The 23,235-nt window shown below is 70.1% G+C and carries 21 protein-coding genes and 1 tRNA gene; 12 read left to right on the top strand and 10 right to left on the bottom strand.

The genetic code is table 11. The features are described 5' to 3' along the window. Positions 1-4: 4 nt before the first annotated feature. The 6 genes from der to WFH32_RS10635 all read left to right on the top strand — a co-directional run bounded on the left by der (position 5) and on the right by WFH32_RS10635 (position 9,936). The gene (gene der / locus WFH32_RS10655; protein ID WP_191796942.1) at positions 5-1,591 is read left to right on the top strand and encodes a ribosome biogenesis GTPase Der; all 1,587 of its coding nucleotides are present in this window, start codon (positions 5-7) and stop codon (positions 1,589-1,591) included. Positions 1,592-1,926: 335 nt separating this feature from the next. After that, positions 1,927-2,000: transfer RNA gene (locus tag WFH32_RS10650), tRNA-Pro, on the top strand. 93 nt (positions 2,001-2,093) lie between these two features. Continuing rightward, positions 2,094-2,483, top strand: coding sequence for a helix-turn-helix domain-containing protein (locus WFH32_RS19305; RefSeq protein ID WP_442946329.1), 390 nt, complete (start codon positions 2,094-2,096; stop codon positions 2,481-2,483). An 889-nt stretch (positions 2,484-3,372) separates the two neighbouring features. Then, positions 3,373-7,428, top strand: coding sequence for a YobI family P-loop NTPase (locus tag WFH32_RS10645; protein ID WP_336707362.1), 4,056 nt, complete (start codon positions 3,373-3,375; stop codon positions 7,426-7,428). A 693-nt stretch (positions 7,429-8,121) separates the two neighbouring features. Continuing rightward, positions 8,122-8,961: a hypothetical protein gene (locus WFH32_RS10640; protein ID WP_336707360.1), complete on the top strand. Its 840-nt coding sequence runs from the start codon at positions 8,122-8,124 to the stop codon at positions 8,959-8,961. A gap of 261 nt (positions 8,962-9,222) precedes the next feature. Continuing rightward, positions 9,223-9,936: a hypothetical protein gene (locus WFH32_RS10635; RefSeq protein WP_336707359.1), complete on the top strand. Its 714-nt coding sequence runs from the start codon at positions 9,223-9,225 to the stop codon at positions 9,934-9,936. Positions 9,937-10,634: 698 nt separating this feature from the next. Here WFH32_RS10635 and WFH32_RS10630 read toward each other — a convergent pair. After that, complete coding sequence (locus tag WFH32_RS10630) at positions 10,635-11,003, bottom strand: ArsR/SmtB family transcription factor (protein ID WP_336707358.1); 369 nt, start codon at positions 11,001-11,003, stop codon at positions 10,635-10,637. An 84-nt stretch (positions 11,004-11,087) separates the two neighbouring features. Between WFH32_RS10630 and WFH32_RS10625 the strand changes: the two genes are divergently transcribed. Further along, positions 11,088-12,518: an FAD-dependent oxidoreductase gene (locus tag WFH32_RS10625; protein WP_336707357.1), complete on the top strand. Its 1,431-nt coding sequence runs from the start codon at positions 11,088-11,090 to the stop codon at positions 12,516-12,518. A gap of 287 nt (positions 12,519-12,805) precedes the next feature. Here the strand turns inward: WFH32_RS10625 and WFH32_RS10620 are convergent, their stop codons facing one another. The 7 genes from WFH32_RS10620 to WFH32_RS10590 form a co-directional block, all read right to left on the bottom strand. Then, positions 12,806-13,252 carry an arsenate reductase ArsC gene (locus WFH32_RS10620; protein WP_191796937.1) on the bottom strand — a complete coding sequence of 149 codons (447 nt, stop codon included), beginning with the start codon at positions 13,250-13,252 and terminating at the stop codon, positions 12,806-12,808. A 24-nt stretch (positions 13,253-13,276) separates the two neighbouring features. Further along, the gene (locus WFH32_RS10615) at positions 13,277-14,287 is read right to left on the bottom strand and encodes a metalloregulator ArsR/SmtB family transcription factor (protein WP_336707355.1); all 1,011 of its coding nucleotides are present in this window, start codon (positions 14,285-14,287) and stop codon (positions 13,277-13,279) included. Further along, positions 14,284-15,405, bottom strand: coding sequence for an ACR3 family arsenite efflux transporter (gene arsB, locus WFH32_RS10610; protein ID WP_336707353.1), 1,122 nt, complete (start codon positions 15,403-15,405; stop codon positions 14,284-14,286). The genes WFH32_RS10615 and arsB overlap by 4 nt, the downstream gene beginning before the upstream one ends. A 118-nt stretch (positions 15,406-15,523) precedes the next feature. Continuing rightward, a complete protein-coding gene (locus WFH32_RS10605; protein WP_336707351.1) occupies positions 15,524-15,802 on the bottom strand; it encodes a DUF2510 domain-containing protein in 279 nt (92 codons plus the stop codon). A gap of 34 nt (positions 15,803-15,836) precedes the next feature. Further along, entirely contained in the window at positions 15,837-16,055 is a 219-nt protein-coding gene (locus tag WFH32_RS10600; RefSeq protein ID WP_336707349.1) for a hypothetical protein, read from the bottom strand. A 9-nt stretch (positions 16,056-16,064) separates the two neighbouring features. Beyond that, a complete protein-coding gene (locus WFH32_RS10595) occupies positions 16,065-16,253 on the bottom strand; it encodes a hypothetical protein (protein WP_336707347.1) in 189 nt (62 codons plus the stop codon). 198 nt (positions 16,254-16,451) lie between these two features. After that, positions 16,452-17,402, bottom strand: a complete 951-nt coding sequence (locus WFH32_RS10590) for an alpha/beta fold hydrolase (RefSeq protein WP_336707345.1) — start codon at positions 17,400-17,402, stop codon at positions 16,452-16,454. A 169-nt stretch (positions 17,403-17,571) separates the two neighbouring features. Here WFH32_RS10590 and WFH32_RS10585 point away from each other — a divergent pair, with 169 nt between their 5' ends. Both WFH32_RS10585 and WFH32_RS10580 read left to right on the top strand, forming a co-directional pair. After that, positions 17,572-18,750 carry a sensor histidine kinase gene (locus WFH32_RS10585; RefSeq protein WP_336707343.1) on the top strand — a complete coding sequence of 393 codons (1,179 nt, stop codon included), beginning with the start codon at positions 17,572-17,574 and terminating at the stop codon, positions 18,748-18,750. After that, positions 18,747-19,415 (top strand): response regulator transcription factor, encoded by a 669-nt coding sequence (locus WFH32_RS10580; RefSeq protein ID WP_336707342.1) that lies wholly within the window; start codon positions 18,747-18,749, stop codon positions 19,413-19,415. The genes WFH32_RS10585 and WFH32_RS10580 overlap by 4 nt, the downstream gene beginning before the upstream one ends. Before the next feature lie 86 nt (positions 19,416-19,501). On the opposite strand, the gene WFH32_RS10575 is transcribed toward WFH32_RS10580, so the two are convergent. Beyond that, positions 19,502-20,113 (bottom strand): histidine phosphatase family protein, encoded by a 612-nt coding sequence (locus WFH32_RS10575; protein ID WP_336707340.1) that lies wholly within the window; start codon positions 20,111-20,113, stop codon positions 19,502-19,504. Further along, positions 20,110-21,375, bottom strand: coding sequence for a PEP/pyruvate-binding domain-containing protein (locus WFH32_RS10570; RefSeq protein ID WP_336707338.1), 1,266 nt, complete (start codon positions 21,373-21,375; stop codon positions 20,110-20,112). The genes WFH32_RS10575 and WFH32_RS10570 overlap by 4 nt, the downstream gene beginning before the upstream one ends. A gap of 56 nt (positions 21,376-21,431) precedes the next feature. Here WFH32_RS10570 and WFH32_RS10565 point away from each other — a divergent pair, with 56 nt between their 5' ends. From WFH32_RS10565 to WFH32_RS10555, 3 genes are all read left to right on the top strand, one after another. After that, on the top strand, positions 21,432-21,863 hold the full coding sequence (locus tag WFH32_RS10565; RefSeq protein WP_336707337.1) for a DNA-binding protein: 432 nt from the start codon (positions 21,432-21,434) through the stop codon (positions 21,861-21,863). Next, positions 21,860-22,495: a transcriptional regulator gene (locus WFH32_RS10560; RefSeq protein WP_336707335.1), complete on the top strand. Its 636-nt coding sequence runs from the start codon at positions 21,860-21,862 to the stop codon at positions 22,493-22,495. The genes WFH32_RS10565 and WFH32_RS10560 overlap by 4 nt, the downstream gene beginning before the upstream one ends. Positions 22,496-22,638: 143 nt before the next feature. Then, positions 22,639-23,217 (top strand): Dps family protein, encoded by a 579-nt coding sequence (locus WFH32_RS10555; protein ID WP_138824486.1) that lies wholly within the window; start codon positions 22,639-22,641, stop codon positions 23,215-23,217. The last annotated feature ends 18 nt before the right edge of the window (positions 23,218-23,235 follow it).

Here is a 23,235-nt window from a genome sequence, read left to right as displayed (position 1 = left end):
CGCCATGACCACACCCGACCACGCACAGCCCGATGCCCAGGCATCCCTCGACGAGGTGTCGCAGACCCCCGGTGAGACGATCGACCAGGCGAGCGACGTCGTCGGGCAGCCCGAGGACACCACCGAACCACTGCTCGCCGCCGAAGGTGACGAGCAGGACGACGAGAGCCGCGAGCGCGCCCTGCGCGCCGGCCTCGAGGACTACGAGCTCGCCGACGAGGACATGGCGCTCCTGTCCGGCGAGTACGACGAGGACGGGAACCTCGAGCCCGAGGCGCCGCTGCCGGTCCTCGCGATCGTCGGCCGCCCCAACGTGGGCAAGTCGACGCTCGTCAACCGCATCCTCGGCCGCCGCGAGGCCGTGACCGAGGACAAGCCCGGCGTCACGCGCGACCGCGTCTCCTACCCGGCCGAGTGGGCCGGACGCCAGTTCACGCTCGTCGACACGGGCGGCTGGGAGGTCGACGTCGCCGGCATCGAGGCGCGCGTCGCCGAGCAGGCCGAGGTCGCCATCGCGCTCTCGGACGCCGTCGTGTTCGTCGTCGACGCGACGGTGGGCCCCACGGCCACCGACGAGCGCGTCGTGAAGCTGCTCCGCAAGTCCGGCAAGCCCGTCGTGCTGTGCGCCAACAAGGTCGACGGCGCACGCGGCGAGGCCGACGCGACCGAGCTCTGGAGCCTGGGTCTCGGCGAGCCGCACCCCGTCTCCGCCCTGCACGGCCGCGGCACGGGTGACCTGCTCGACGCCGCCATGGAGGCGCTGCCGCTCGTCTCCGAGCATGCCGTCGTCCTGCCGTCCGGCCCCCGCCGCGTCGCGCTCGTCGGCCGCCCCAACGTCGGCAAGTCCTCGCTCCTGAACAAGGTCGCTGGCGCCGACCGCGTCGTCGTCGACTCCGTCGCCGGCACCACGCGCGACCCCGTCGACGAGCTCGTGCTCCTCAAGGGCATCCCGTGGTGGTTCGTCGACACCGCCGGCATCCGCCGCCGCGTGCACCAGACCAAGGGCGCCGACTTCTACGCCTCGCTGCGCACCCAGGCCGCGATCGAGAAGGCCGAGGTCGCCGTCGTGCTCGTCGACGCGTCCGTCCCGCTCACCGAGCAGGACACGCGCGTCATCTCCCAGGTCGTCGACGCCGGGCGCGCCCTCGTCATCGCCTACAACAAGTGGGACCTCATGGACGAGGACCGTCGCCCCTTCCTGGAGCGCGAGATCGAGAAGGACCTCGTCCAGATCCAGTGGGCACCGCGCGTCAACGTCTCGGCCCGCACCGGCTGGCACACCGACCGCCTCGTGCCCGCGCTCGAGCGCTCGCTCGAGTCCTGGGACAAGCGCATCCCCACCGGGCGCCTCAACGCGTTCCTGGGCGAGCTCGTCGCGGCCCACCCGCACCCGCTGCGCGGCGGCAAGCAGCCCCGCATCCTGTTCGCGACCCAGGCGTCCACGCGCCCGCCGCGCTTCGTGATCTTCGCGACCGGCTTCCTCGAGGCCGGCTACCGCCGCTTCATCGAGCGTCGCCTGCGCGAGACCTTCGGCTTCGAGGGCACGCCCATCGAGATCTCGGTGCGCGTGCGCGAGAAGCGCAAGCGCTGACGCACCTCCTGCCGGGGCCCGTGGGGCTCCAGCGGGGCGTGTGAGACGTCGAGAGACCCCACGGGAGGGCCGTGCGTGCCGGAAGGCGCGTGCGGCCCTCCTGGGCGTTTGTGGGGCGCGCTGGGGGAGTGCTGGGACCGGGTGGGGGCTGACGGCGTCCTGGTGGGGCACTGGTGGCGCGCTGGGCATGGCCTCGACATGGCCTGTGACGCAGCCGAGGACTCCCCGGACGCGCGTGACCCGTGCCACTCACCAGCGACGATGCACGGAGCACGCCCAAAGTGGGGTATTGTTTCTCTCGGCCCTGAAGGGCTGGTGAAGCCCTCCGGGGCTCACGGGCTGTGGCGCAGCTTGGTAGCGCACTTGACTGGGGGTCAAGGGGTCGCAGGTTCAAATCCTGTCAGCCCGACAGTAAGCCCAGGTCAGACGGTGTTCGGCACCGACTGGCCTGGGCTTTGTCGTGTCCATAAACTCCCTCCAGTATCCCCACGTCAAGTGGGGCATGCGCACAGCAGCGATCTGCCCCGCGTGTAGGGAGGCTATGACGAAAGCTAGCGATCAGACACGTGCCCTATCACTTCGCCCCTTGATGAGTGTGGCCCAGCTGGCCGGGCACCTCGGGGTCTCGGAACGCACCGTGTATCGGTGGTGTGCCGAGCGGACAGGCCCGACGGCGCTGAGGGTTGGGAGCTCGCTGAGGTTCCGGCCGACCGACGTCGAAGCCTGGCTGGAGACACGCGTCCCGACGGACGATCCGCCTCAAGTACCCGCGAGGTTTGTCCCGACCAGGGCGGGATCCGTCCAGGCCCTTGACGATGCGTTCTCGAGGTCGGCGCGACGACCATCCGAGGGGGATGTCCCCGGCGCGAGGTTGGCGCGCATGGTGCTCTGAACCCCAAGCAGACCGCGAACGGCCGATGGATCGTCGATGCGCGTGGACGTGGCGGGGACGGTCGCACGCGACGTCTCCGGGTCACCGCTGACACTCCGGACGGCGCGGTCGAACTGTGGCGGGCGAAGCACGAGATCTACGGTGGCCACGTCGAGTCCGAGCGGACCGCCGGGTTCCCGTTTCGAGACTGCTGCCCGGCTCTGGGCCTCCGCGAGAATGCTCGAAGCGCGGACCGATGGTGGACGAGTGCGTGTGCAGTCCGTCGAGGAGGACATGCGCACCCTCAAAGCGGACATCGTGCCCGCCATAGGCGCCCTGAATTGCCCACCCGCCGTTCCGCGAGAGGGCAACTTCATGCGGATCGACCAATCTTCACTCGCTGAGCTCCCTCGTTGCCTGAAGCCAGCAATGCCGCCAGGCTGATCCCTGGCGAGCGTGAACTCGGGTGCCGCGCCACACCAACGCCTCCATAGGGTCCTGGTGTCGACGTCGTCAGCGCCCTAGCGCTGAGGCGCAAGTCGGCAAGTTCCTGTGTGTGTCGGTGGACTCCAATGGTCTTGCGAGCCGAGAGCACCGGGGAGCACCGCGGGCGTACCCAACTGGAGGGTGAGTTGTACAGTCGCTAGTTTGTCGGGGGCACCACGGGCCCATTAGGTTGATCTCTCAAGTTGCGCAGGATGAAAGGGACGCGGTGACGAACGGCTCGGAGCCGACCGGCGACCAGGTGAGCGGTCCGGGGGACGGCCCACCTGCGACATATGGCAGTCAGTCGCCCACGGGAGCGCCGCTAGCCACTGTGCCGAGTGGCGGCGAACCCGACTCTTCGGCATTCACTTCTGATCCCGACCCCAGGCAGGGCGACGAGGCGCAGGACGTAGGCAGCGCTGGCATGGCAGCGCTGCCCCTACAGTCGCTGGCGCCGAGATTCGACGAGGAGCAACACGAGACCTATCTGCGGCGGCTCGAGGAGGCAATAAGGGACCCGAGAAACCTCAACATTGCTTTGACAGGTCGCTACGGGGCTGGCAAGTCCAGCGTCCTGGACATGTTCGAGGCGAACCACCGTAGGACGACGCAACGCCTGGCCATCTCGACCCTCGCCCCGGGCGAGGAAGGTGAGAGCACGACCAACCGCATCCAGAAGGAAGTCGTCAAGCAGTTGGTCTACGGCGCCTCGCAGAAGGTCGGGAAGAACTCCCGGTTCGCAAAGATCGCCGTCTTGTCGAAGCCACGCGCGTTCGCGCAGGCTGCCGTGCTCGTCCTGGGTGTTGGCGCGTTGCTATACCTGTTCGGGTGGCTCCCGGACATCAAGTGGACAGGCCCCGACGAGTCCGCGTGGGCGCGGTGGGCGGCGTGGGCCGGGGCAGCCGCACTGGCGACAGGGGTGGTCGGCTCGCTGCGACTCGTGACCTACGGCCGGTTCCTTTCGGACGTGTCTGCGGCCGGCGCCGGGTTGACGCTGTCGGAGAAGGCAGAGTCGTTTTTCGACAAGTACCTCGACGAGATTGTCCACTATTTCGACCAGGAGTCGAGGGACATCGTCATCTTTGAGGATCTGGACCGGTTCGAGGACCCGCACATCTTCGAGGCCCTGCGTGAGCTGAACGTCTTGCTCAACGAGACCCCGAAGAGGCGGCGCAAGAGGCGCGGGAGTCTCCCCGGACGTACCGTGACGGCGATCTTGGAGTTCTTCTCCACGGGGCTGTCCGAGAGGGTCGCTGCGAGGTTGTCGTACCGGTGGGCCACCCGACTCCTCGGCCGGGGAGTTCCCTTGCGGTTCGTCTATGCGGTCAGAGACAGCGTCTTTGGCAAGATCGACGCCGCCACGGCCGGCACCGCCACCAGAGAGGCCGCGTCCCGCAAGTCCGCCGCCCCGACAAGTGGTGCAGCCAGTGAGAGCGACGCGCAGTCGGCCGCATCGCCGCCGGAAACCCCCTCGCCGGCGATCGCCCGCCCGATGGATGCTGCCGCGACTGAGACGCTACGGGCGAACCGGACCAAGTTCTTCGACATCGTCATCCCGCTTGTACCGTTCATCTCGCACCGCAACGCCCGTGACCTGCTCATTCGACTGCTGGTCGAGCGGGGCATCGAAGGCGTCGAACCGCGGCTGGTGAACACCATCGCGCGACACTGCACCGACATGCGGCTCATGCGCAACATGTGCAACGAGTACCTGGTCTTTGCCGAGCGGCTCCTTGATTCAAAGGCGCCGAAGACGCCGGCACCGGGCGTGAACCCGAGTCGACTGTTCGCACTGGTGGCCTACAAGAACTTCCACCTCGAAGACTTCGAGAACATCACCCGCCGAGACAGCGACCTCGACCGACTCTACGAGATCTACCGGCGGATGGTCCGCGAGAACATCGCCACTCGCGACGACCGGAAGCGCATCCTGCTCGCCGAGCCAGAGCGTGTCCGCACTCGTACGGAAACCGCCAGCATGCTGGGTGCCCGTCTCATCACTCTCGCTGGACCTATGCGTAGCGCCGCTGGGTACTCCCGGGGCAGTATCTCGTTCCGAGTCGGCACTAGGTCGTTCGAGTCGGGTGACGCGGCAAAGTACGAGTTCTGGGCGGAGGTAGCCCAGCGACGGACGCTCAAGGTTCTCGTTGCGGAGAATGTGGTCGGAGAGCTCGACAGCAACTCGCTAGTGGTGTTCGCGCCCGAAGGGCTCGACGCGAGCCGATGGGACGAATACGACGAGAGTTCCGTCCAGTCTGAGCTTGCCAGCATCGAGGCCGACATCGAGAGACTTCGGCGCGCGGACTTCGCCGACCTCAACGACATGACGCAGTTCATGCTGATTCCGAAGTCCCCCGAATCTGTGGACTACCCGAACCCTCCGGGACCCGCGGACTCCCCGAAGCCCTCGGATTCTCCGGCCCCCACCGCGGGCGCGCCGTCCGCGCTGCTGAAGACGTTTGCTCAACTGCTAGAAGCGACGCTGCAGTCCGATCTCGCCTGTGACCTCGTCCGACGCCGCTACATCGACCGGAACTTCACCTTGTACGCAGCACAGTTCTATGGCCACTTCATCGGCGTCGAGGTCGCGAACTTCATGGTGCAGCACGTACAGACCAACACGATGGACGTCGCCTACGACCTGGGCAAGGCCGGCTACGTCGCCAACCTCCTCACCGAGGCAAATGACGCCGGCGAGGAGCTCCTGGACGCGGTCAGCGCGTACAACATCGACATTGTCAACTACCTCCTGATCAACGACCACGCCGGTGCTGCCGTCGTCGTCAAGCACCTCGTCGCGTCGGGGCCAGACAACGACGCGCGCATCTTCCTGGCCGCGTACTTCACCTCGAGTAAGTCCGAACGCACCCGACTCGCTGCACTTCTGGCCGGGCACGGATGGCGCGAGGTGTTCAACTACCTCGCTGGCGACGACGATGTGCCGATGAACGCTCGTCCGACTCTGATTAGCGTCGCCATTGCCGCGTTCGATTCTCGAGCGATCTACGACTTCGACGAAGATGCCCGCATGTTCATCGCGGCGCATTACGGCGCAATGCCCGCGTTCGGTCCGATGGCCGAAGATGAAGAGTTCAAAGAGACCACCGATGACGCTGCCCTGGCGGTCGGCAATGCGAGCGTCCCAGGGCGGGTCGTGGCGGTTCTCGAGCGGGCGCAGGTCGTCATCTCGGACCTCGCCAAGGTGAGCGACCTCCGCGTCCGCGCCCTCATCGTCGACGCGCGCCGGTACACGCTCACTGCCGACAACCTGCGTACTGCGCTGGGCCACCCCGGGATGATCTCGCTGGACCGGGCTCAAGATAACGGCACCGTCTACGCCCACTGCCTAGAACAGATCTCGGCGTATCTGGCCGCAGTTGGATCTGACTCCGCCACTGACTACGCCGTCAAAAGCCCGGAAGTCCTCGTCACGGTCCTGCGCGACCTCACCGCCGACTGGGACGAGGTTCAGATGGCGGACCCTCTTGAGGGGGGCATCGCCGAGCTCCTCGCCCACACGTCCCCCGACGCATGCCTGACGGAACTGCGTTTAGCTCCGCGGTCCACCTGGTCCGCGGTCGCAGCCGCCGGACTGTTTCGTGCGTCGCTGGCAAACGTCGAAGAATACCGCGCCCACGCCGACGGGGCCGTCGACCCGTATCTCGCATCCCTCCTCAAACGCGCTGGCAACTTGCACGTCGACACGGCAGCCGAAGTCACGGGCCCCGACGGAAACGAGTACGACCGCGTAGCGGCGGCGGTAGCCATCCTCAACGCGCAAGCCGGGCTGACGAACGAGGAGTGCCTCCAGCTCGCAGAGAGCCTCAATGCCCCGCTGCCACTATCGGCCGATGACATCACTTGGGACAAAGGAGATCTCTTCGCGCTGCTGATCGAGCGCGAGCTCATCGACGACAACGCGCCGACCTTCGACCGGATCAGGATCGGAGGGTGGGCAGCCCTTGGGCCGGCAATCGCAGCCTCGGGCAGCATCGCCAAGTTCATCACCCCCGCGCTCGTCGAGGGAATGGTCGGTGCCCTGCTCACCGATCGCTCCGCCACAGCGAAGGTCGGCCACCTCGTCGTTGAGGACATCGACCAGTACGTCCCTGACGACGACTGGCCGGCCCTCAAGGCTGCCGCCACCTACGCCGACACACACGCTGTCTCGTTCACACCAGCCACAGTGGCGCGCATCGCACGGGTGCAGGCTCATAGCGATGGGACTGGTGTGACGTTGATGCTGCGGCTGCTTTGCGCGACCACGCCTGGCCCGACTGTGGACGACATCGTCGAGGTGTTCACCCATCTGGGCGCGCCATACAACCTGATCTCCCAGTCTGGAGCGAAGTTCAAACTCGATCGCGAGGACGTTCACGACCGGCTGCTGAGAGTACTTAGGACGAGCGGGCGCATCACCCGAGGCACCTCGCACGAGACGGCGCAGAGTCGCTCGCAGTACACCGTCACTGTCAACTAGCCTCGTGCAGCTGCAGGTTGGGGCTCGCGATACAGGCGAAATCCATGGCATGGTCGCCAGGTGTGACCCGGGCGGAGGTCGGTTCCCCTTCGCCCCCCGACCGGCGAGGAGGTGGCGAGGACGCGGATCAACCCGAGTGGCATCTCCTATCCTGAGAACGGATGGTTCGTCGATCCGGCAGCCGTGGCCACGTGGGATGACGTGTCTGTGGACGCCAGCCTGGTCGACGCCGCCCCAGGGACCTTGACGTCCTTTGCGCGGGGGCCGTTGCTCTACACAAGCAAGAGGTCCGGCGCCGAAGCCAATCAGAGTTACCAATCGTACCTTTCGCCTCAACTAGCGCTAGCTCCGGCCCAGATCTCGACGGTGCGGTCTGGAGGTCACGGTGATGACGATCAGAGGTGGAGTCCCGCGTCGCGACGTTGGGGTGCACGGTCCCCTGAGCCCCCAGTGACGCCTAATGGGCGGTGGATCGTCGACGCACGCGGACATGGCAGCAGCGGACGGTAGCGAAACCCTCGGGTCGCGTTTTTTCGAAGCCTAGGGTTGTCGGACTCTAGTTCTGCGACATGCTCCGACAGGGCGTCGCGGCCGCAGTGGTGGTGCCCGACGCACGTGGCGGTCTCAACCCAACGACGCTTCACACGGTGAGTGATTTCCGGAAGTCTGCCTGGGGTCGCGCCTCGTCGCGCCATGGCTTCGGGCATCGCCGATCGCTCGCGGAGAATGGAGCCATGGAACGACGGATCGACTAATCGCGCGAGCGGCAGATGTTGTGCGGGATTTGCCGGTACCAGTGGGCGGTGGACCTGGACCTGCCCCAGCTATGTGCGGGCCGTCGTGTTCGCGCGGAACATCCGCGTTACGCGCATGGCACTGCCTCCCGGAGCCGAGCCGGCGCCGTCCGGCGGGGCCCAGGACTTCCTGATCACACGCGCCGAGGTCATCGAGCAATCGCAAGTGCTGCTCGAACGCAACCTCGCCTGGGAGGATCCTCGCTACCTCGTCGCCGTCGCGCCGGTCCAACCCGTGCCCGAGCACCCGGAGCCGCCGCAGCCTGATCCCGTACAACCCGAGCCGAGCGTCGGTCGCGGCCGTGTAGCGCAGATGCGCAGGATCATTGCCGCCGACGCGACCCCACTAGTCGCGCGGGCGATGGCGCAACCCGACGAGATCGCAGCGGTCGGTGGTGTGCGCGATCCCGCTCTGCTGAGGGATGCCTTCGTCGCGGCGCCCCTCGACGCCGCCCTCGCCCCAACCGTGGTCGCCGAACCGGCGGACCCGGGAACCGTCGTGGCGGAGCCGGTGCTCGAGGCAGATGCCGGAGTGCGGGCGGGGGTCTCACGCCGATGGTTCGGACGTGCCATGCGCCGTGGCGACGAGCTGCCGCAACTGCAGCTGAGTCCGCACGTGCGCGACGCGCTGATGACGGAAGCGAGCGCGGCGCCGGACTTCCGCATGCAGTTCGATCCTTCGCTCATCATGCCCGTGGCGCCTGCGCCGGTCGACCAGGGTCACCACAACCAGCCCTGACGGACAGATCGTGCTGCTGGCGCTCATCTGCAAGCCGCTCGGGCGCAGCCCCGACCCGGACCCGCAGTATGGCTGGCCGTGAGCGCGAGTAGGCGGATCGTCCGCACAACAGTTCAGCAGACCCCGAGTGCGGGAGCACTCGGACATGTTCGTCATAGGGAGCAATGGTCTCGGCAGCCCTGTCAGGTGCACCCAGGAAGTCGTGTAGGGGGCTGCCGCTAGCGTGAGCGCACGAGCCACGAAGATCAAGGAGACCGCCCGATGTCGTCCGATCAGTTCCCGTTCCCTGTTGCGATCTCGCGGCTCAGCAAGGGTGAGACCTCGCGCGAGCCGCAGAACGTGCGCGCGATTAACTGGCTGCTCGATCAGCCCGGCGGTCCCGTCGTCGTCGTGACGCCGCGCAGGCAGTTCGACGGCGACAGCCTGAAGCGGCTTCTGACGCAGCCAGGCGTGCTCCACCTGACCTGGCGCGGATTCGCCACCGGCTCCCTCGACGGGCGGCGGGTGGCCTACGCCTGGCCGGATCGTAAGCACCTACACGACCTGTGGGGCGTCGAAGCAGACGCACTCACCGTCATCGAGTGGAACGAAGAGGAGACGGCTGAGTGGGTCGGTGACGCAAACCCTGTCCAGCTCCTGCAGGGCCGCACGGTCCAGGAAACGTCAGCGGCCCAGATGATGGACACCCCGGTGCCGCTCCCGAACGGCGTGGAGGGCATCCTCGAGTACGTCGCGGGCATGGCCGCTGGCTACTCCACGGGGCTGAAGTGGAACGAGGAAGACAAGCTCATGGCTGACATGATGAACCGACCCGAGCGCTGGGTGCCGATCACGGTCGAGCAGGTGCGGGCCAAGTGCCGCGCGCTGGGCATGCGCCCCAACGACATCGACACCATCGCTGGGTTCCTCCAGCGTCGCAAGGATGGGCGCCGCTTCATCGTGCGGAGCTCGTACCGCACTTTCCGGTTCAACTGAGCCGCATGGGGATTCGACTGGAGAAGCTGAGCGCCCGCCTCGTTGTGGCGCGACTTTGATCGGCGCTGGCAGTGATCCGTCCCGGTGTGACCAGGTGCCCGCGGCGGTGGCGAGATTTTGCCGGAAAGGTCTCCACGAACCTACCCTGCGGCGTCGTACGAGGTCACGTTCTGACGGGTCATCGGCACTAGTCAGAAAACGAGTACCGATAAACATGCAGGTCAGGGTTCGATTCGGGGGAGTGGGCAGGCTCTGAAGAGTTATCGGCCATCGGACAAGGGGTCGCAGGTTCAAATCCTGTCAGCCCGACAGAAGCGAGAGGCTCGGAATCGTTGAGATTCCGGGCCTCTCGTCGTATCCGGACCTGGGCGAAGTACACGCTACGCACACGGGTGAAAGTGACGCTGCGCATGGGCGACAGAGCCCGCGCCTCGGGGGTTCGGTCCGGCCGGAGTCGTGGCCGACGACGGAGCGCACGATCACTGCCGTTTCAGCAGTCAGGGAACGATGAGCGGTTCGGTCGCCACCACCTCGTCACTGTGAGGTCCTCAGTGCTCACCTGCGGCCGGGTCAAGCGCCGTGCTTGCCGATGATCACGGTCATCGCCGAGGCGGACGACGGGGAAGTCTCGGAGGGCTCGGAGTCAGGGGCGCCCCCGGAGCAGGCGCGCGAGCGAGCCCGCTCGCCGTCGGGCGGGCTCAGCGTGTCGTCTCGGTCAAGGTGTCGGCGAGCGCGGTGAGGGCGCCGGGGACGAGCGAGTAGTACGCCCAGCGTCCGCGTTGCTCACGGGTGAGGAGGCCGGCGTCGACGAGGATCTTGAGGTGGTGGCTGACGGTCGGCTGGGAGAGGCCGACGGGTTCGGTGAGGTCGCACACGCAGGCTTCGCCGCCGTCGTGGGAGGCGACGATCGAGAGCAGCTGGACCCGGGTGGGGTCGGCCAGGGCCTTGAAGGTGCGCGCGAGGTCGCGCGCGGTCTGAGGGTCGGCGGCCTGGCGGACCAGCGGTGCGCAGCAGGGGGTATCGCTGGTGCCGGCTGGCGCGAGGGGCAGGTCCGTCGTCGTGGTCATGGACTCCATCTTGCCATGTATCGAAGTTTATGGATACGTTGTCGACACGGCGTTCATTGATGGTTGTCGATGCGAGGAGTGGTGATGGGCGAGGTCGTGCGTGCGGAACTTCCGGTCGTGGTGATCGGTGGGGGACCGGTGGGGCTGGCCGCGGCCGCCCACCTGCTGGAGCGGGGCCTGGAGCCGGTGGTGCTCGAGGCGGGCGACGGACCGGGAGCGGCGGTGGCATCGTGGGGGCACGTGCGGTTGTTCTCGCCGTGGCGCTACGACATCGACGACGCCGCACGCCGCTTGCTCGAGCCCACCGGATGGAGGGTCCCTGACCTGGACCAGCTGCCCACGGGCGGCGAGCTCGTGGACCAGTACCTGGCGCCGCTGGCCGCGACCGAGCAGATCGCGTCCCGGTTGCGGACCAGGACGCGGGTGCTGGCAGTGGCTCGCGACGGCGCGGACAGGACTCGGTCCTTGGGCCGGGAGCGGCGCGCGTACCGGGTGCGGACCCTGAGGGCGGACGGGCAGGTCGAGGACGTGCTGGCGCGCGCGGTGATCGACGCGTCCGGGACGTTCACGACGTCCAACCCGCTGGGGACCAGCGGTCTGCCCGCTCTCGGTGAGGCGCAGGCGCAGGCCTTCGTCACCGGCCCGTTGCCCGACGTCCTGGGAACGGCCCGCGAGCGGTTCGCCGGCCGGCACACGCTCGTCGTCGGGATGGGGCACTCGGCAGCGAACACGCTGCTGTCCCTGGTCGAGCTCGGGGAGTCCGCGCCGGGAACGACGGTGACCTGGGCGATCCGCGGCGGTTCTGCGCGGCGCCTGTTCGGCGGCGGGGCCGACGACGAGCTGCCCGCGCGCGGGCTGCTGGGCACCCGCCTGCAGGCCGCCGTCGAGGCGGGCCGGTTGACGTTGGTGAGGTGGACCTCGATCGAGCAGCTCGTGCCCGGCCAGGACACGGTGCGGGTCCTGGGCCGTTCGCGCGAGGAGGTGCTGGACCTGCAGGTCAACGCGATCGTGAACGCGACCGGGTTCCGCCCGGACCTGGACATGCTGCGTGAGGTGCGCCTCGACCTGGACCCGGTGGTCGAGTCCCCGCGCCGCCTGGCCGAGCTCATCGACCCGAACTTCCACTCCTGCGGCACGGTGCCCCCGCACGGGGAGACGCTGCTCCAGCACCCCGACGACGGGTTCTACCTCGCCGGGATGAAGTCCTACGGCCGGGCCCCGACATTCCTGCTCGCCACCGGGTACGAGCAGGTCCGCTCGATCGCCGCCGCCCTGGCGGGCGACCGGGCCGCGGCGGACCTGGTCCAGCTGAACCTGCCCGCCACCGGTGTGTGCTCGACCGATCTGGCACTGGAGGCCGAGGACGAGACGGGCGGCTCGTGCTGCGGCGCCTCGCCTGCGGAGCCGCAGCTGGTCACCCTCGGCGTCGGCGCCCCGGCCGGGTCCGGGTTCGCGACCGGCGTGGTGCACGGGCGCTCCGGGGACGAGCCGACGTCGTCGAGCACCTGCGGGTGAGCCTGCAGCTGCGCGCAGCGAGCGCCGCCGACGCGGCGGGGCTCGCTCGCAGTTGTGCCCACTACGTGATCACCTCCACCGCGACGTTCGTCCGTGCACAGTGTCGAGGAGACGATCACCCTCGACCCGGCCGTCACCGGCCGGGGTTCGGCACCCGGCGCCTGGCCGAGGTCCTCGATCACGCCCAGGCCGCTGGGGCGTGGGAGGTCGTGACGGCCCCGACCATCGAGTGAGTGCATGACGAAGGGCCGGACGCGCGCGCGTCCGGCCCTTCGGTGAGCCCGGGGTCAGGCGGTGGCGGGGATCTCGACGGGCTCGACGCCGAGTTCGGTGAGCAGGGTCAGGATGCGGGTGTGGATCTCGTCGCGGATGGGGCGCACGGACTCGATACCCTGCCCGGCGGGGTCTTCGAGCTTCCAGTCCTCGTAGCGCTTGCCGGGGAAGATGGGGCACACGTCGCCGCAGCCCATGGTGATCACGACGTCGGAGGCCTGGACGGCTTCGGTGGTCAGGACCTTGGGGGTCTGGGTGCGGATGTCGATCCCGGCTTCGAGCATGGCTTCGACGGCGACGGGGTTGATCTGGTCGGCGGGCACGGACCCGGCCGAGCGGACCTCCACGGCCCCGCCGGACAGGGCGCGCAGGAACCCGGCGGCCATCTGGGAGCGGCCGGCGTTGTGGACGCAGACGAACAGGGCGGACGGCTTGTCGGCGGGGGTGTTCTGGGTGGTCATGAGGTTCTCCGGGAGGGCGTGTGGTCAGGCGGGCAGGGTGAGGTCGGGCAGGAGGTCGGTGAGCAGGGCACGGACCCGGGTGTCGAGCTCGTCGCGGATCGCGGCGACCCCGGTGGGGGAGGCTAGGGCGGGGTCTCCGACGAGCCAGTCCTCGTAGCGCTTGCCGGGCAGGACCGGGCACACGTCGCCGCAGCCCATGGTGATCACGACGTCGGCCGCGCGGACCGCGTCGTCGGTCAACGGCTTGGGGAACGCGTCGTGGGCGGTGTCCAGGTCGTCGAGGGCTGCGCGGACCCCGGCGTGGATCTCGGCGGCGGGGGTGGAGCCGGCCGAGCGGACGGTGACGCGGTCACCGGCGTAGTGGCGCACGAGGGCCGCGGCGAGCTGGGAGCGGCCGGCGTTCGCGACGCACACGAACAGCACCTGAGGCTGGCCTGTCGGCTCGCGGGTGATGTCGGCCAGTCGTTGGCGGGCGAAGCGCTCGGTGAGGGTGACCAGGTGGGCGGAGACCTTCGCCGAACGTGCCAGGTCGGTGTAGGACTCGCGCACGACGCGTTGGACGACGTCGAACCGCACGCCGGGGAACGTGGTCGCGAGCTCGGTGGCCAGGTGATCCAGGGCCGGGTCGACGTCCTTGAGCCCGCCAAGGACTTCCTGGGTCACCGATGCCTCGAGCGCGGCCGGGGCGAAGGAGTCCAGCAGGGTGGTCACGGCCGCCTTGTAGCCGGGGGTGATGCGGTACCAGACCCACGTGCCGCGCCGCTCGGAGGCCAGGACCCCGACGTCGCGCAGCACCTTGAGGTGGTGGGAGACGGTCGGCTGGGACACGTCGGTCAGGGCCGCCAGGTCGCACACGCATGCCTCGCCGGCCGGGGCGGTGGCGATGAAGGACAGCATGCGCAGTCGCAGCGGCTCGGCCAGGGCCTTGAGCGCGGTCGCGACGACCGTGGCGATGTCGGCGCCGATGGCGTGGGACTCGATCTGGGGGCCGCAGTCCGGGTCGCGCACCGTCAAGGGCAGGGGAGCGGTGGTCATGGGGTCACCTTCTCGGGTTCGGCCACCGGTGCGGTGGCGTAGGGGTCGACGGCGAACCAGCGGCGGGCGGTCCACAAGGAGACGTAGACCAGGCCCACCAGGACCGGGACCTCGATCAGTGGCCCGACGACACCGGCCAGGGCCTGACCGGAGGCGGCACCGAACGTCGCGATCGCCACCGCGATCGCGAGCTCGAAGTTGTTCCCGGCCGCGGTGAAGGCCAGGGTCGTGGACTTCGCGTACCCCAGGTGCAGGACCTTGCCGGTGACGATGCCCACGCCCCACATCACGGCGAAGTACACCAGCAGCGGCAAGGCGATGCGGGCGACGTCGAGCGGGTTGGAGGTCACGGCCTCGCCCTGCAGGGCGAAGAGCAGCACGATCGTGAACAGCAGCCCGTACAAGGCCCAGGGGCCGATCACGGGCAGGAACGTGTCCTCGTACCAGGCCCGGCCCTTGGTGCGCTCACCGATCAGTCGCGATGCGAACCCGGCCATGAGCGGGATTCCGAGGAAGACCAGGACGTTGAGCGCGATCTGCCCCATGGAGATGTCGAGCCCGGCGGTGTCCAGGCCCAGCCAACCGGGCAGGAGCGTGAGGTAGAAGTAGCCCAGCAGCGAGAACGCGAGGACCTGGAAGACGGAGTTGATCGCGATCAGGACCGCCGCGGCCTCTCGGTCCCCGCAGGCCAGGTCGTTCCAGATGACGACCATCGCGATGCACCGGGCCAGGCCCACGATGATCAGGCCGGTGCGGAACTCGGGAAGGTCCGGCAGGAAGGTCCACGCCAGGGCGAACATCAGCGCGGGGCCCACGAGCCAGTTCAGGACCAGGGACGAGACCAGGAGCTTCTTGTCCCCGGTGACGGAGGCGACCTTGTCGTAGCGGACCTTGGCCAGGACCGGGTACATCATCACGAGCAGGCCGATCGCGATCGGCACCGAGATGCCTCCGACCTCCATCGAGGCCAGCACGTCCGACAAGACCGGGACGAACCGGCCCAGCAGCAGGCCGGCGACCATCGCGAGACCGATCCACGCGGGCAGCCACCGGTCGAGCGTCGACAGGCGCCCGGCACTCAGACTGCTCGTGGACGTGGGCTTCTGCACGGCTTGCATCGACATATCTCTATATTGACATGTATCGATATAGATCGCCAAGGCTCCGTCGAGATCGGACCCGGCAGGCTGTGTGCTTCGGGATCCGCCGGCGAACGTCGGCCGCTGGCGTGAGGATCTAGGTGCAGTAGTGCGGGGCTTCGCCGCACACGACCCCTTGGACGATGTCGGCGAAGCCTGCGACCAGTGTGACGACGGCGACGACCTCGAGCACCATCGCCACCAGGAGCACGATCGCGCCGACGACGATCAGCGCGATCGTGCCCCCGCTCATCGTCCGCGGCCGCGCGGGGCGCGCGACCACGGCCTCCGAGTGCTCGGTCCAACGGTTCCCGTCGAACCAGCGCACCCGCCGCTGATCCTGAGGGTCGGGATACCAACCCGGCTGGTACGTCATGCGTCTCCTCCTCGCCACCACGTCGTGGAGCGGCTCACGATCGTTCGTCGGTCGCGACGTTGCCGGCGCCCCGCCGTCGGGCTCGACGCCTGTCCATGATCGCCGAGACCGTGACGGCCACGAAGACGACGAGGGTCCACAGGGCGAGCATCTGGGCCTCGCCGACCGTGTCCGGCGCCTTGCCCGAGCCCGGCGAGACCAGGACCGCCGGGACGACGAGACCGAACACGACGACGCAGGCGAAGAACGCCACGACGCACGCTCACCCGAGGAACTCCGCCACCCGGTACAGGCGCTCCCGGTGCGGCGAGCGCAGCGTCAGGGCGACGGAACCGATTGTCCCGACCAGGCAGAGTCCGAGGAGGAAGAGCACCGCGAAGTTGCCCGACACGATCTCGTCCCCGCCCCGCCAGACGACGAGAGCACCGAGGCCCACGCAGATCGCGGTCATCAGCAGGCCTGCTCGGCGCGTCTGCGCCACGGGGGCGAGCGGTCGGCGACCGTCCGCGCGTCCGCGTCTCGTTCCCCGTCGGGGCGATCGTCCGTTCACCCGCACACGGTACCGCCCGCTCCGGGAGCAGCCCGCGCCGCCGCCCCGTCGCCCCGCCCCACCGCGCCGTCGCCCTGCCGCCCAGCAGTCAGCCAGTCCTCAGCCCGTCGTCAGCGCGCGAGCAGCCTCCCACTCCCGGAACCCTGCCGCGATCTGCGGCGCGTGCGTGTGGTGGAGGTAGTGCTCGCCGGGTACGGGCACCACGGTGCCGTCCTCGACGCTCGCGGCCTGCTCCTCGTGCAGCGCCAGCCAGTCCGGGTTGGTCGCGTTGTCGGCCTCGACGAACAGCAGCAGCGGCAGGTCCGCCGGGAACGTCGTGCCGAGCGCGCGCTCGAAGTTCACGGCGATGTGCGACATCTCGTCGAGGTACGTGGGTCGCAGGGAGTTCCGGTGGGCGAGCATCGTCATCTGCTCGCGCGCGTGGTCGGAGTACACGGAGCCGTCGAGCCCGTCGCCGCCCAGGGCGGTGAGGACGCGGGCCAGGCCGAGGTTCCTGGCCGCGGACATGAGGCCCGTGGGGAACTCCGTGTCCATGTGCGGCTGGCCGGGGACGCTCGTGTCGATCCCGACGAACGCCGTCACCTCGTCGGGGTAGCGCGAGGCGTACTCGATGCCGTAGATCCCGGCGATCGAGTGCCCCATGAGGACGTAGCGGTCGACGCCGAGCTCCTGGAGCGCCTCGTGGACCTCGGCCACGACGTTCTGCGTGGTCCGCTCGACGTCGGTGCCGTCGCTCAGGCCGTAGCCGAAGGGTTCGACGACGACGACACGGTGATCCTGGGCGAGGTCCGCGACGAGCGGCTCGAAGTCGAGGACGGGCGAGGCGGTCCCGAACCCCGGCAGCAGGACCACGTCCACGGGGCCGCTCCCGCTGACGCGGACGTTCATCTGCCGTCCGTCGACCGTCACGGTCTGGCCGTAGGTCTCGATCAGGTCGCTCTCCCTGCTGGTCGCGACCGCGTTCACGACGCTCGTCGTGCCCAGGCCGAGCACCAGCACGGCCCCGACGGCCGCCACGGCCACGAGGGCTCTCTTCGCAGGCTTCTTCACGCGTTCCTCTCCACGGAGCACCCGGTGCGCTCCGCCGTCGGTCCAGCATCGTGGCCCGGCTGACAACGCGCGTCAGCCCGGCGTGGACACCTGCGTACCGCGATCGCGGTACGCGCACGTCACCTTCCTGGGCGATCCGCCGCCGTGGGCGGGCCGGGATACTGGGGGAGTGACGTCACCCCGTGCTGCCGCGGCAGCGGTTCCCCTCAGCGACGTCGTCGCGATCGTCGTCGTCGTCCTCTTCGGCGTCCTGCCGTTCCCCGACGAGCTGTTCCGGACGCGGGGGCTGCTCGTCGTCGTCGCGCTCCTGCCCGTCGTGGTGATCCCGTGGCGGCGTCGCCGACCGCTCGTCGCCCTCGGGGTGAGCCTCGCGTGCACGGTCGTCGTGGCGCTCGCCGGCACGCTGTCCCCGAGCGCCCTCGTCGCGGTCGTGATCACCGCGTTCGCGGTCACCGACCGGACGCGCCGCACGGTCGGCATCGCGTGCGTGGGCTCAGCCGCCCTCGTCGTCTTCCTCGTGGCCGCCGTCCCGCTCGACGGCGAGCTCTTCGACTCGCGCGCGATGCAGTTCGTGACGTTCGTCGTCCTCGCCGGAGCCCTGGGCGACGCGACCAGGTCGCGGCGTGAGGCGCTCGCGGCCGTCACGGAGCGCGCCGAACGCGCGGAGCAGGACCGCGACGAGGAGGCCCGGCGGCGCGTGGTCGAGGAACGGGTGCGCATCGCCCGCGACCTGCACGACGTCGTCGCGCACCAGATCTCTGTGATCAGCCTCAGCGCGGGCGTGGCGTCGTCGTCGCTCGAGACCCGGCCCGACCGTGCGCGCGAGGCGCTCACGACGATCCGCAGCGCCTCGCGCACGGTCCTCGCGGACATCGGCGGGCTCATGGCCCTCCTGCGTGCGGAGGGAGACGGCGAACGGCAGGACCTCCACCCGCAGGCCGGGCTCGACCAGCTCGACGCCCTGGTCGCACGGTTCGCCGACGTGGGCCTGCACGTCGACCTGCGGCGTGCCCCGGGCGCCGTCGCCCTCTCGCCGGCGAGCGACCACGTCGCCTACCTCGCCCTGCAGGAGGGGCTCACGAACGCCCACAAGCACGGCGCGGGCGACCGGGCCGTCGTGGAGCTCCGTCACCGCGACGGCGTGCTCGCCCTGACCGTGACGAGCCCCCTGCGCGCGGTGGACGCCGCGGTCCCCACCAGCGGGCACGGGCTGCGCGGCCTGCGGGAGCGGGTCGCGTCCGTGCGGGGACGGGTCGAGACGTCGCGCGCTGACGGCGAGTTCCGGCTCGACATCGCGGTTCCCGCCGAGCGGGCCGCGGTCACCGCAGCGAGCGGGTCGCGACGATGATCACCGTGCTCGTCGTCGACGACCAACCGCTGGTGCGTCAGGCCGTGCGCGACATCCTCACCGACAGCGGCGGGATCCTCGTCGTCGGCGAGGCGTCGAACGGCCGGGAGGCCGTCCGGGCCGCCGCGGCGTCGGCCCCCGACGTCGTCCTGATGGACATCCGGATGCCCGAGCTCGACGGGATCGCGACCACCGAGCAGATCTGCGCCGGCCCGGCGGGCAGCACGACACGGGTGCTCGTCCTGACGACCTTCGAGGAGGACGAGTACGTCGTCGCGGCCCTGCGCGCGGGCGCGAGCGGGTTCATCGGGAAGGGCGCCGAGCCCGAGGACATCGTGCGCGCGGTGCACACGATCCACCTGGGCGAGGCGCTGCTGTCGTCGGCCGCGACGCAGGCGCTCGTCCAGCGCTTCGTGCACCGGCAGACGCCGCGAGCGGACGCGTGGGAGGGCGATGGGCTCGATCGCCTCACCGAGCGCGAACGCGAGGTGTTCCTCCTCGTCGCCCGCGGGCTGACGAACCAGGAGATCGCGACCGAGCTCGTGATCTCGACCCACACCGCCAAGACGCACGTCAACCGCATCATGGCGAAGGTCCACGCGCGCGACCGCGCGCACCTGGTGATCCTCGCCTACGAGTCGGGTCTCGTCACCGCGCGGTCGTAGGCCCGACGGCGTCGCGCGGGTCGTGCGTCCATGCCCGGCCCGCGGGAGGGCGACGACCTGGGGCGGCGGTACGTCCACGTCGCGAGCTAGGGCCGCGTCTCGCCGCCCGGGAACCCCGTCCAGCGCAGCTCGTCCGGCAGGTGGCTCAGGTCGTTGAACACCACGAGCGTCGGTGGCAGGCCGGGACGGAGCTCGATCACCGTCAGCGCCGTGTTCGCGCTGTTCAGGCCGAGCCACCGCTCGGGCGGCGCGCTGAGCGCGTGGCGCACGAGCCAGGCGACGGGGTAGTCGTGCGTGATCAGTACCTCGTGGACGTCGGTACTGCCCGCACCCGGCTCCGGCGGGGTCGCGAAGCGCGCGACCAGCGCGTCGGCGGTCCGGCGACCCCCAGCGGCCTCGGCCTCGTCCCAGCCGTCGAAGAAACCCGCCCAGGTAGCCGGCGTCTCGGAGCGCGCGGGCACGTACGGCACGTGGTCGACGAGCTCGGCCGCCTCCGCGACCCTCGCGCCCGGCAGGTGTCGCGCGACGACGGCGGCGCTCGCGGCCGCCCGAGGGAGCGGCGAGTGCCAGACGGCGGTCACGTGCACTCGTGCGAGACGCTCGCCCAGCAGGTCCGACTGTCGGCGCCCGACGTCGGTCAGCTCTCCGAAGGCGTCGGCCGCGCCATGCCGAGCGAGGTAGAGGTGTCGGACGCTCATCGGGTGTCTCCTGGTGTCGAGGGGCGGTCGCCGTCCCGGGGCGGTGCCGACAGTGTGCGTGGGTCAGCGACCGACCCGGCCTCGCCGTCGACGGTCACCAGGCTGCCGTCGACGATCAGCCCGGTGGCCCCTGTGACCCCCAGGACGGCGGGGATGCGGCGCTCGCGGGCCACGATCGCCGCGTGGGACAGCACCCCTCCCGTCTCGGTGACGACGCCCGCGGCGATGCGCAGCAGGGGAGTCCAGGCGGGGTCGGTGAAAGGGCAGACCAGGACGTCGCCGGGGCGCACGCGTGAGAAGTCGGCCGGTCCGCGGACGATCCTGGCCGGCCCGGTCGCGACGCCGGTGCTGCCCGCGGTCCCGCGCAGCAGGCTCCCGTCGCCGAGCCGTGGTGCGCTTCCCGTGACGTCCGTCGAAGGGGCCGGGAGCGGCGCCGTGATCGGGCGGGCCTGCACGATCCAGAGCATGCCGTCCGCGAGCGCCCACTCGACGTCCTGCGGCCCGCCGAGGAGGTTCGCTGCACGCCACCCCAGGCGGGCGAGGCGGAAGACGGTCGTGTCGTCGAGCGTGGGCCGTCGCCGGTCGCCCGGGGGCACGTCGCGCGTGACCAGGCGGGTGCCGTCCCGGTCGAGCCGGGTCTGCTTGTCGGCGACGACCCGTGAGGCCACGCGAACGGCCCTGCGGCCGAGGGTCCCGTGCGCCACGACGCGGTAGGTGTCGGGCGTGACCGTGCCGCCCACGACCGAGGGGCCGAGGCCCCAGGACGCCTCGACCACGGTCGGGTCGTCCGGATCGTCGGGCGCGAACATGACGCCGGAGACCTCGGCGTCGACCAGGCGTTGCACGAGCACGGCCATGGCGGGCTCGCCCGAGGCTGCCCCGTCGCCGCCGTCGGCGTCGAGCCCCGCCCGGTAGTCGACCGCCCGGGGCGAGTGCAGCGAGGCCCAGCAGGCGCGGACGGCGTGCGCGACGTCGTCGGGCGCCTGGACCGCGAGGACGCTCTCGTGCTGCCCGGCCGCCGAGGCCTGGGCCGTGTCCTCGCCCGCGGCCGAGGACCGGACCGCGACGGGCGGCGAGCCGAGGGTGCGCAGGGCGGGGGCCAGTGCGTCGCGCAGCACGTCGTCGGGGACTGCCGCCCGGTGGACGTCGAACGGCACCACGAAGCCGTCGGGGACGGGTAGACCTGCCCGCAGGAGCGCGCCGAGCGCCGTGGCCTTGCCGCCGCACGTCGCGCGCGCGGCCTCTTCCAGTGGAACGAGCACCCGAACCCCTTCAACAGATCGTTGACAACATTTCGTTGATTGTGCAGGATCGTCGCATGCCACGCAACGACGACACCGCTCCCGATGCGCAGGAGGCTCCGACCGCGCGGGCTGCCCGCGCCGCGCGGGCCGACCACGCCCAGGCTCGCCGCGAGCAGGGCGCCCGCATCCACCTGCTCGCCCGGGGTGCGGACGCGCTCGCGCCGAGGCCGTGGCAACCCGCGTCCGTGCCGCCGTCGGCCGTGGACCTCGCACGGTTCGCCCTCTGGCGGTCCGCCGACCTGCCGCCCGAGCACCTCCTCGACGCCCTCGCGCTGCTGCCCGCCGCGCGCGCCGAGGTCGACGGCCTCGAGAGCGGCCTGCTGTTCACGGCCCGCAGCGCAGGCCTGACCTGGGCCCAGATCGCCGACGCGATGGGTTTCAACTCCCCGCAGGCGTGCCAGCAGCACTTCCACCGTCTCTCGGCACGGCAGGAGGGACGCTCATGACCCAGGACTCCCCGATCGACCTGCTCGTCCTGCACGCGGTCCGCGTCTGCGGATACGCCGACTCTGCGACGCTCGCCCGCCGCTTCGACCTCGACCCGGCCGAGACCGACGAGCTGCTCGGCGACTTCGAGGCGTACGGGTGGGTGCAACGGTCCGCGTTCGCGGACCTGAGCGGCTGGTCGCTGACCGAGGCGGGACGGGGCGAGGACGAGCGTCGGCTCGCCGCCGAGCTCGCCGCCACGGGCCGGGCCGACGACGTCCGCGACGCCTACCGCGAGTTCCTGCCGCTCAACGCGCGTCTCCAACGGGCGTGCACCGACTGGCAGCTGCGGCCCGCGCCAGGAGCGCGACTGGCCCCCAACGACCACGCCGACCCCGCCTGGGACGCCGACGTCCTCGACGAGCTCGCCGCGATCGGTGACGCCCTGGCCCCGCTCGCGCACCGGCTCGGCGACGTCCTCGCCCGGTTCGGCGGGTACCACGACCGCTACTCCACGGCCCTGCGCCGGGCCCGCGCAGGGGAGGGCGGCTGGGTCGACGGCACCGACGTCGACTCGTGCCACCGCGTGTGGTTCGAGCTGCACGAGGACCTCGTCGCGACGCTCGGGCTCGACCGCGGGGCCGCGCACTGAGCGTCGGGACGTCCCGCACGGCCACGGGCGTCGAGGGGGGAGCGTGACGGCGATCACGACCCCTCGACCTGCGAGCGCACGGCACCCGGGCCACGATGGAAGGAGCGCAAGGCGCTGATGGACCGAGCACCGAGGAGGAATACATGGCTGTCCGCAAGGAGCTGCCGGAGTACACCGTCCCGTCGCTGACCCTGAAGGACGGGGGGAAGATCGCCGCGATCCTGCAGAAGCGTCTGCACGCGCTCAACGACCTGGCGCTGACCCTCAAGCACATCCACTGGAACGTCGTGGGGCCGCACTTCATCGCCGTCCACGAGATGATCGACCCGCAGGTCGATGCCGTCCGTGCCATGGTCGACGCCACGGCCGAGCGCATCGCCACCCTCGGCGTCCCGCCGCGCGGCACGCCGGGCGCGATCGTCGCCGAGCGGACCTGGGAGGACTACAGCCTGGGCCGCGCGTCGACCATCGCCCACCTGGGTGCGCTCGACGAGGTCTACCAGGGAGTCATCGCCGACCACCGCAAGGCGGCCGCCGACACCGAGGAGCTCGACACCGTGACCAACGACCTCCTGGTCGGTCACTTGCACGAGCTCGAGCTCTTCCACTGGTTCGTCCGTGCGCACCTCGAGTCCTCCGGTGGCGAGCTCTCGACCTCGGGGGCGACGACCGAGACCGGCGCGGCCCGCAAGGCGGAGTCCGCAGCCAAGAAGGAAGCCTGACCGACCCCTGCCGAGCCC

This window comes from Oerskovia sp. USHLN155 (assembly GCF_037145535.1).
GTDB classification, from domain to species: domain Bacteria; phylum Actinomycetota; class Actinomycetes; order Actinomycetales; family Cellulomonadaceae; genus Oerskovia; species Oerskovia rustica.
The sequence above is the reverse complement of the archived record's forward strand: the minus strand, read 5'-3'. Positions and strand labels throughout refer to the sequence as shown.

Coding starts and splice junctions, on each gene's coding strand:
- der (WP_191796942.1), top strand. CDS start 5: ATGACCACACCCGACCACGCACAGCCCGATGCCCAGGCATCCCTCGAC.
- WFH32_RS19305 (WP_442946329.1), top strand. CDS start 2,094: ATGCGCACAGCAGCGATCTGCCCCGCGTGTAGGGAGGCTATGACGAAA.
- WFH32_RS10645 (WP_336707362.1), top strand. CDS start 3,373: ATGGCAGCGCTGCCCCTACAGTCGCTGGCGCCGAGATTCGACGAGGAG.
- WFH32_RS10640 (WP_336707360.1), top strand. CDS start 8,122: ATGGCTTCGGGCATCGCCGATCGCTCGCGGAGAATGGAGCCATGGAAC.
- WFH32_RS10635 (WP_336707359.1), top strand. CDS start 9,223: ATGTCGTCCGATCAGTTCCCGTTCCCTGTTGCGATCTCGCGGCTCAGC.
- WFH32_RS10630 (WP_336707358.1), bottom strand. CDS start 11,003: ATGACCACGACGACGGACCTGCCCCTCGCGCCAGCCGGCACCAGCGAT.
- WFH32_RS10625 (WP_336707357.1), top strand. CDS start 11,088: ATGGGCGAGGTCGTGCGTGCGGAACTTCCGGTCGTGGTGATCGGTGGG.
- WFH32_RS10620 (WP_191796937.1), bottom strand. CDS start 13,252: ATGACCACCCAGAACACCCCCGCCGACAAGCCGTCCGCCCTGTTCGTC.
- WFH32_RS10615 (WP_336707355.1), bottom strand. CDS start 14,287: ATGACCACCGCTCCCCTGCCCTTGACGGTGCGCGACCCGGACTGCGGC.
- arsB (WP_336707353.1), bottom strand. CDS start 15,405: ATGCAAGCCGTGCAGAAGCCCACGTCCACGAGCAGTCTGAGTGCCGGG.
- WFH32_RS10605 (WP_336707351.1), bottom strand. CDS start 15,802: ATGACGTACCAGCCGGGTTGGTATCCCGACCCTCAGGATCAGCGGCGG.
- WFH32_RS10595 (WP_336707347.1), bottom strand. CDS start 16,253: ATGACCGCGATCTGCGTGGGCCTCGGTGCTCTCGTCGTCTGGCGGGGC.
- WFH32_RS10580 (WP_336707342.1), top strand. CDS start 18,747: ATGATCACCGTGCTCGTCGTCGACGACCAACCGCTGGTGCGTCAGGCC.
- WFH32_RS10575 (WP_336707340.1), bottom strand. CDS start 20,113: ATGAGCGTCCGACACCTCTACCTCGCTCGGCATGGCGCGGCCGACGCC.
- WFH32_RS10565 (WP_336707337.1), top strand. CDS start 21,432: ATGCCACGCAACGACGACACCGCTCCCGATGCGCAGGAGGCTCCGACC.
- WFH32_RS10560 (WP_336707335.1), top strand. CDS start 21,860: ATGACCCAGGACTCCCCGATCGACCTGCTCGTCCTGCACGCGGTCCGC.
- WFH32_RS10555 (WP_138824486.1), top strand. CDS start 22,639: ATGGCTGTCCGCAAGGAGCTGCCGGAGTACACCGTCCCGTCGCTGACC.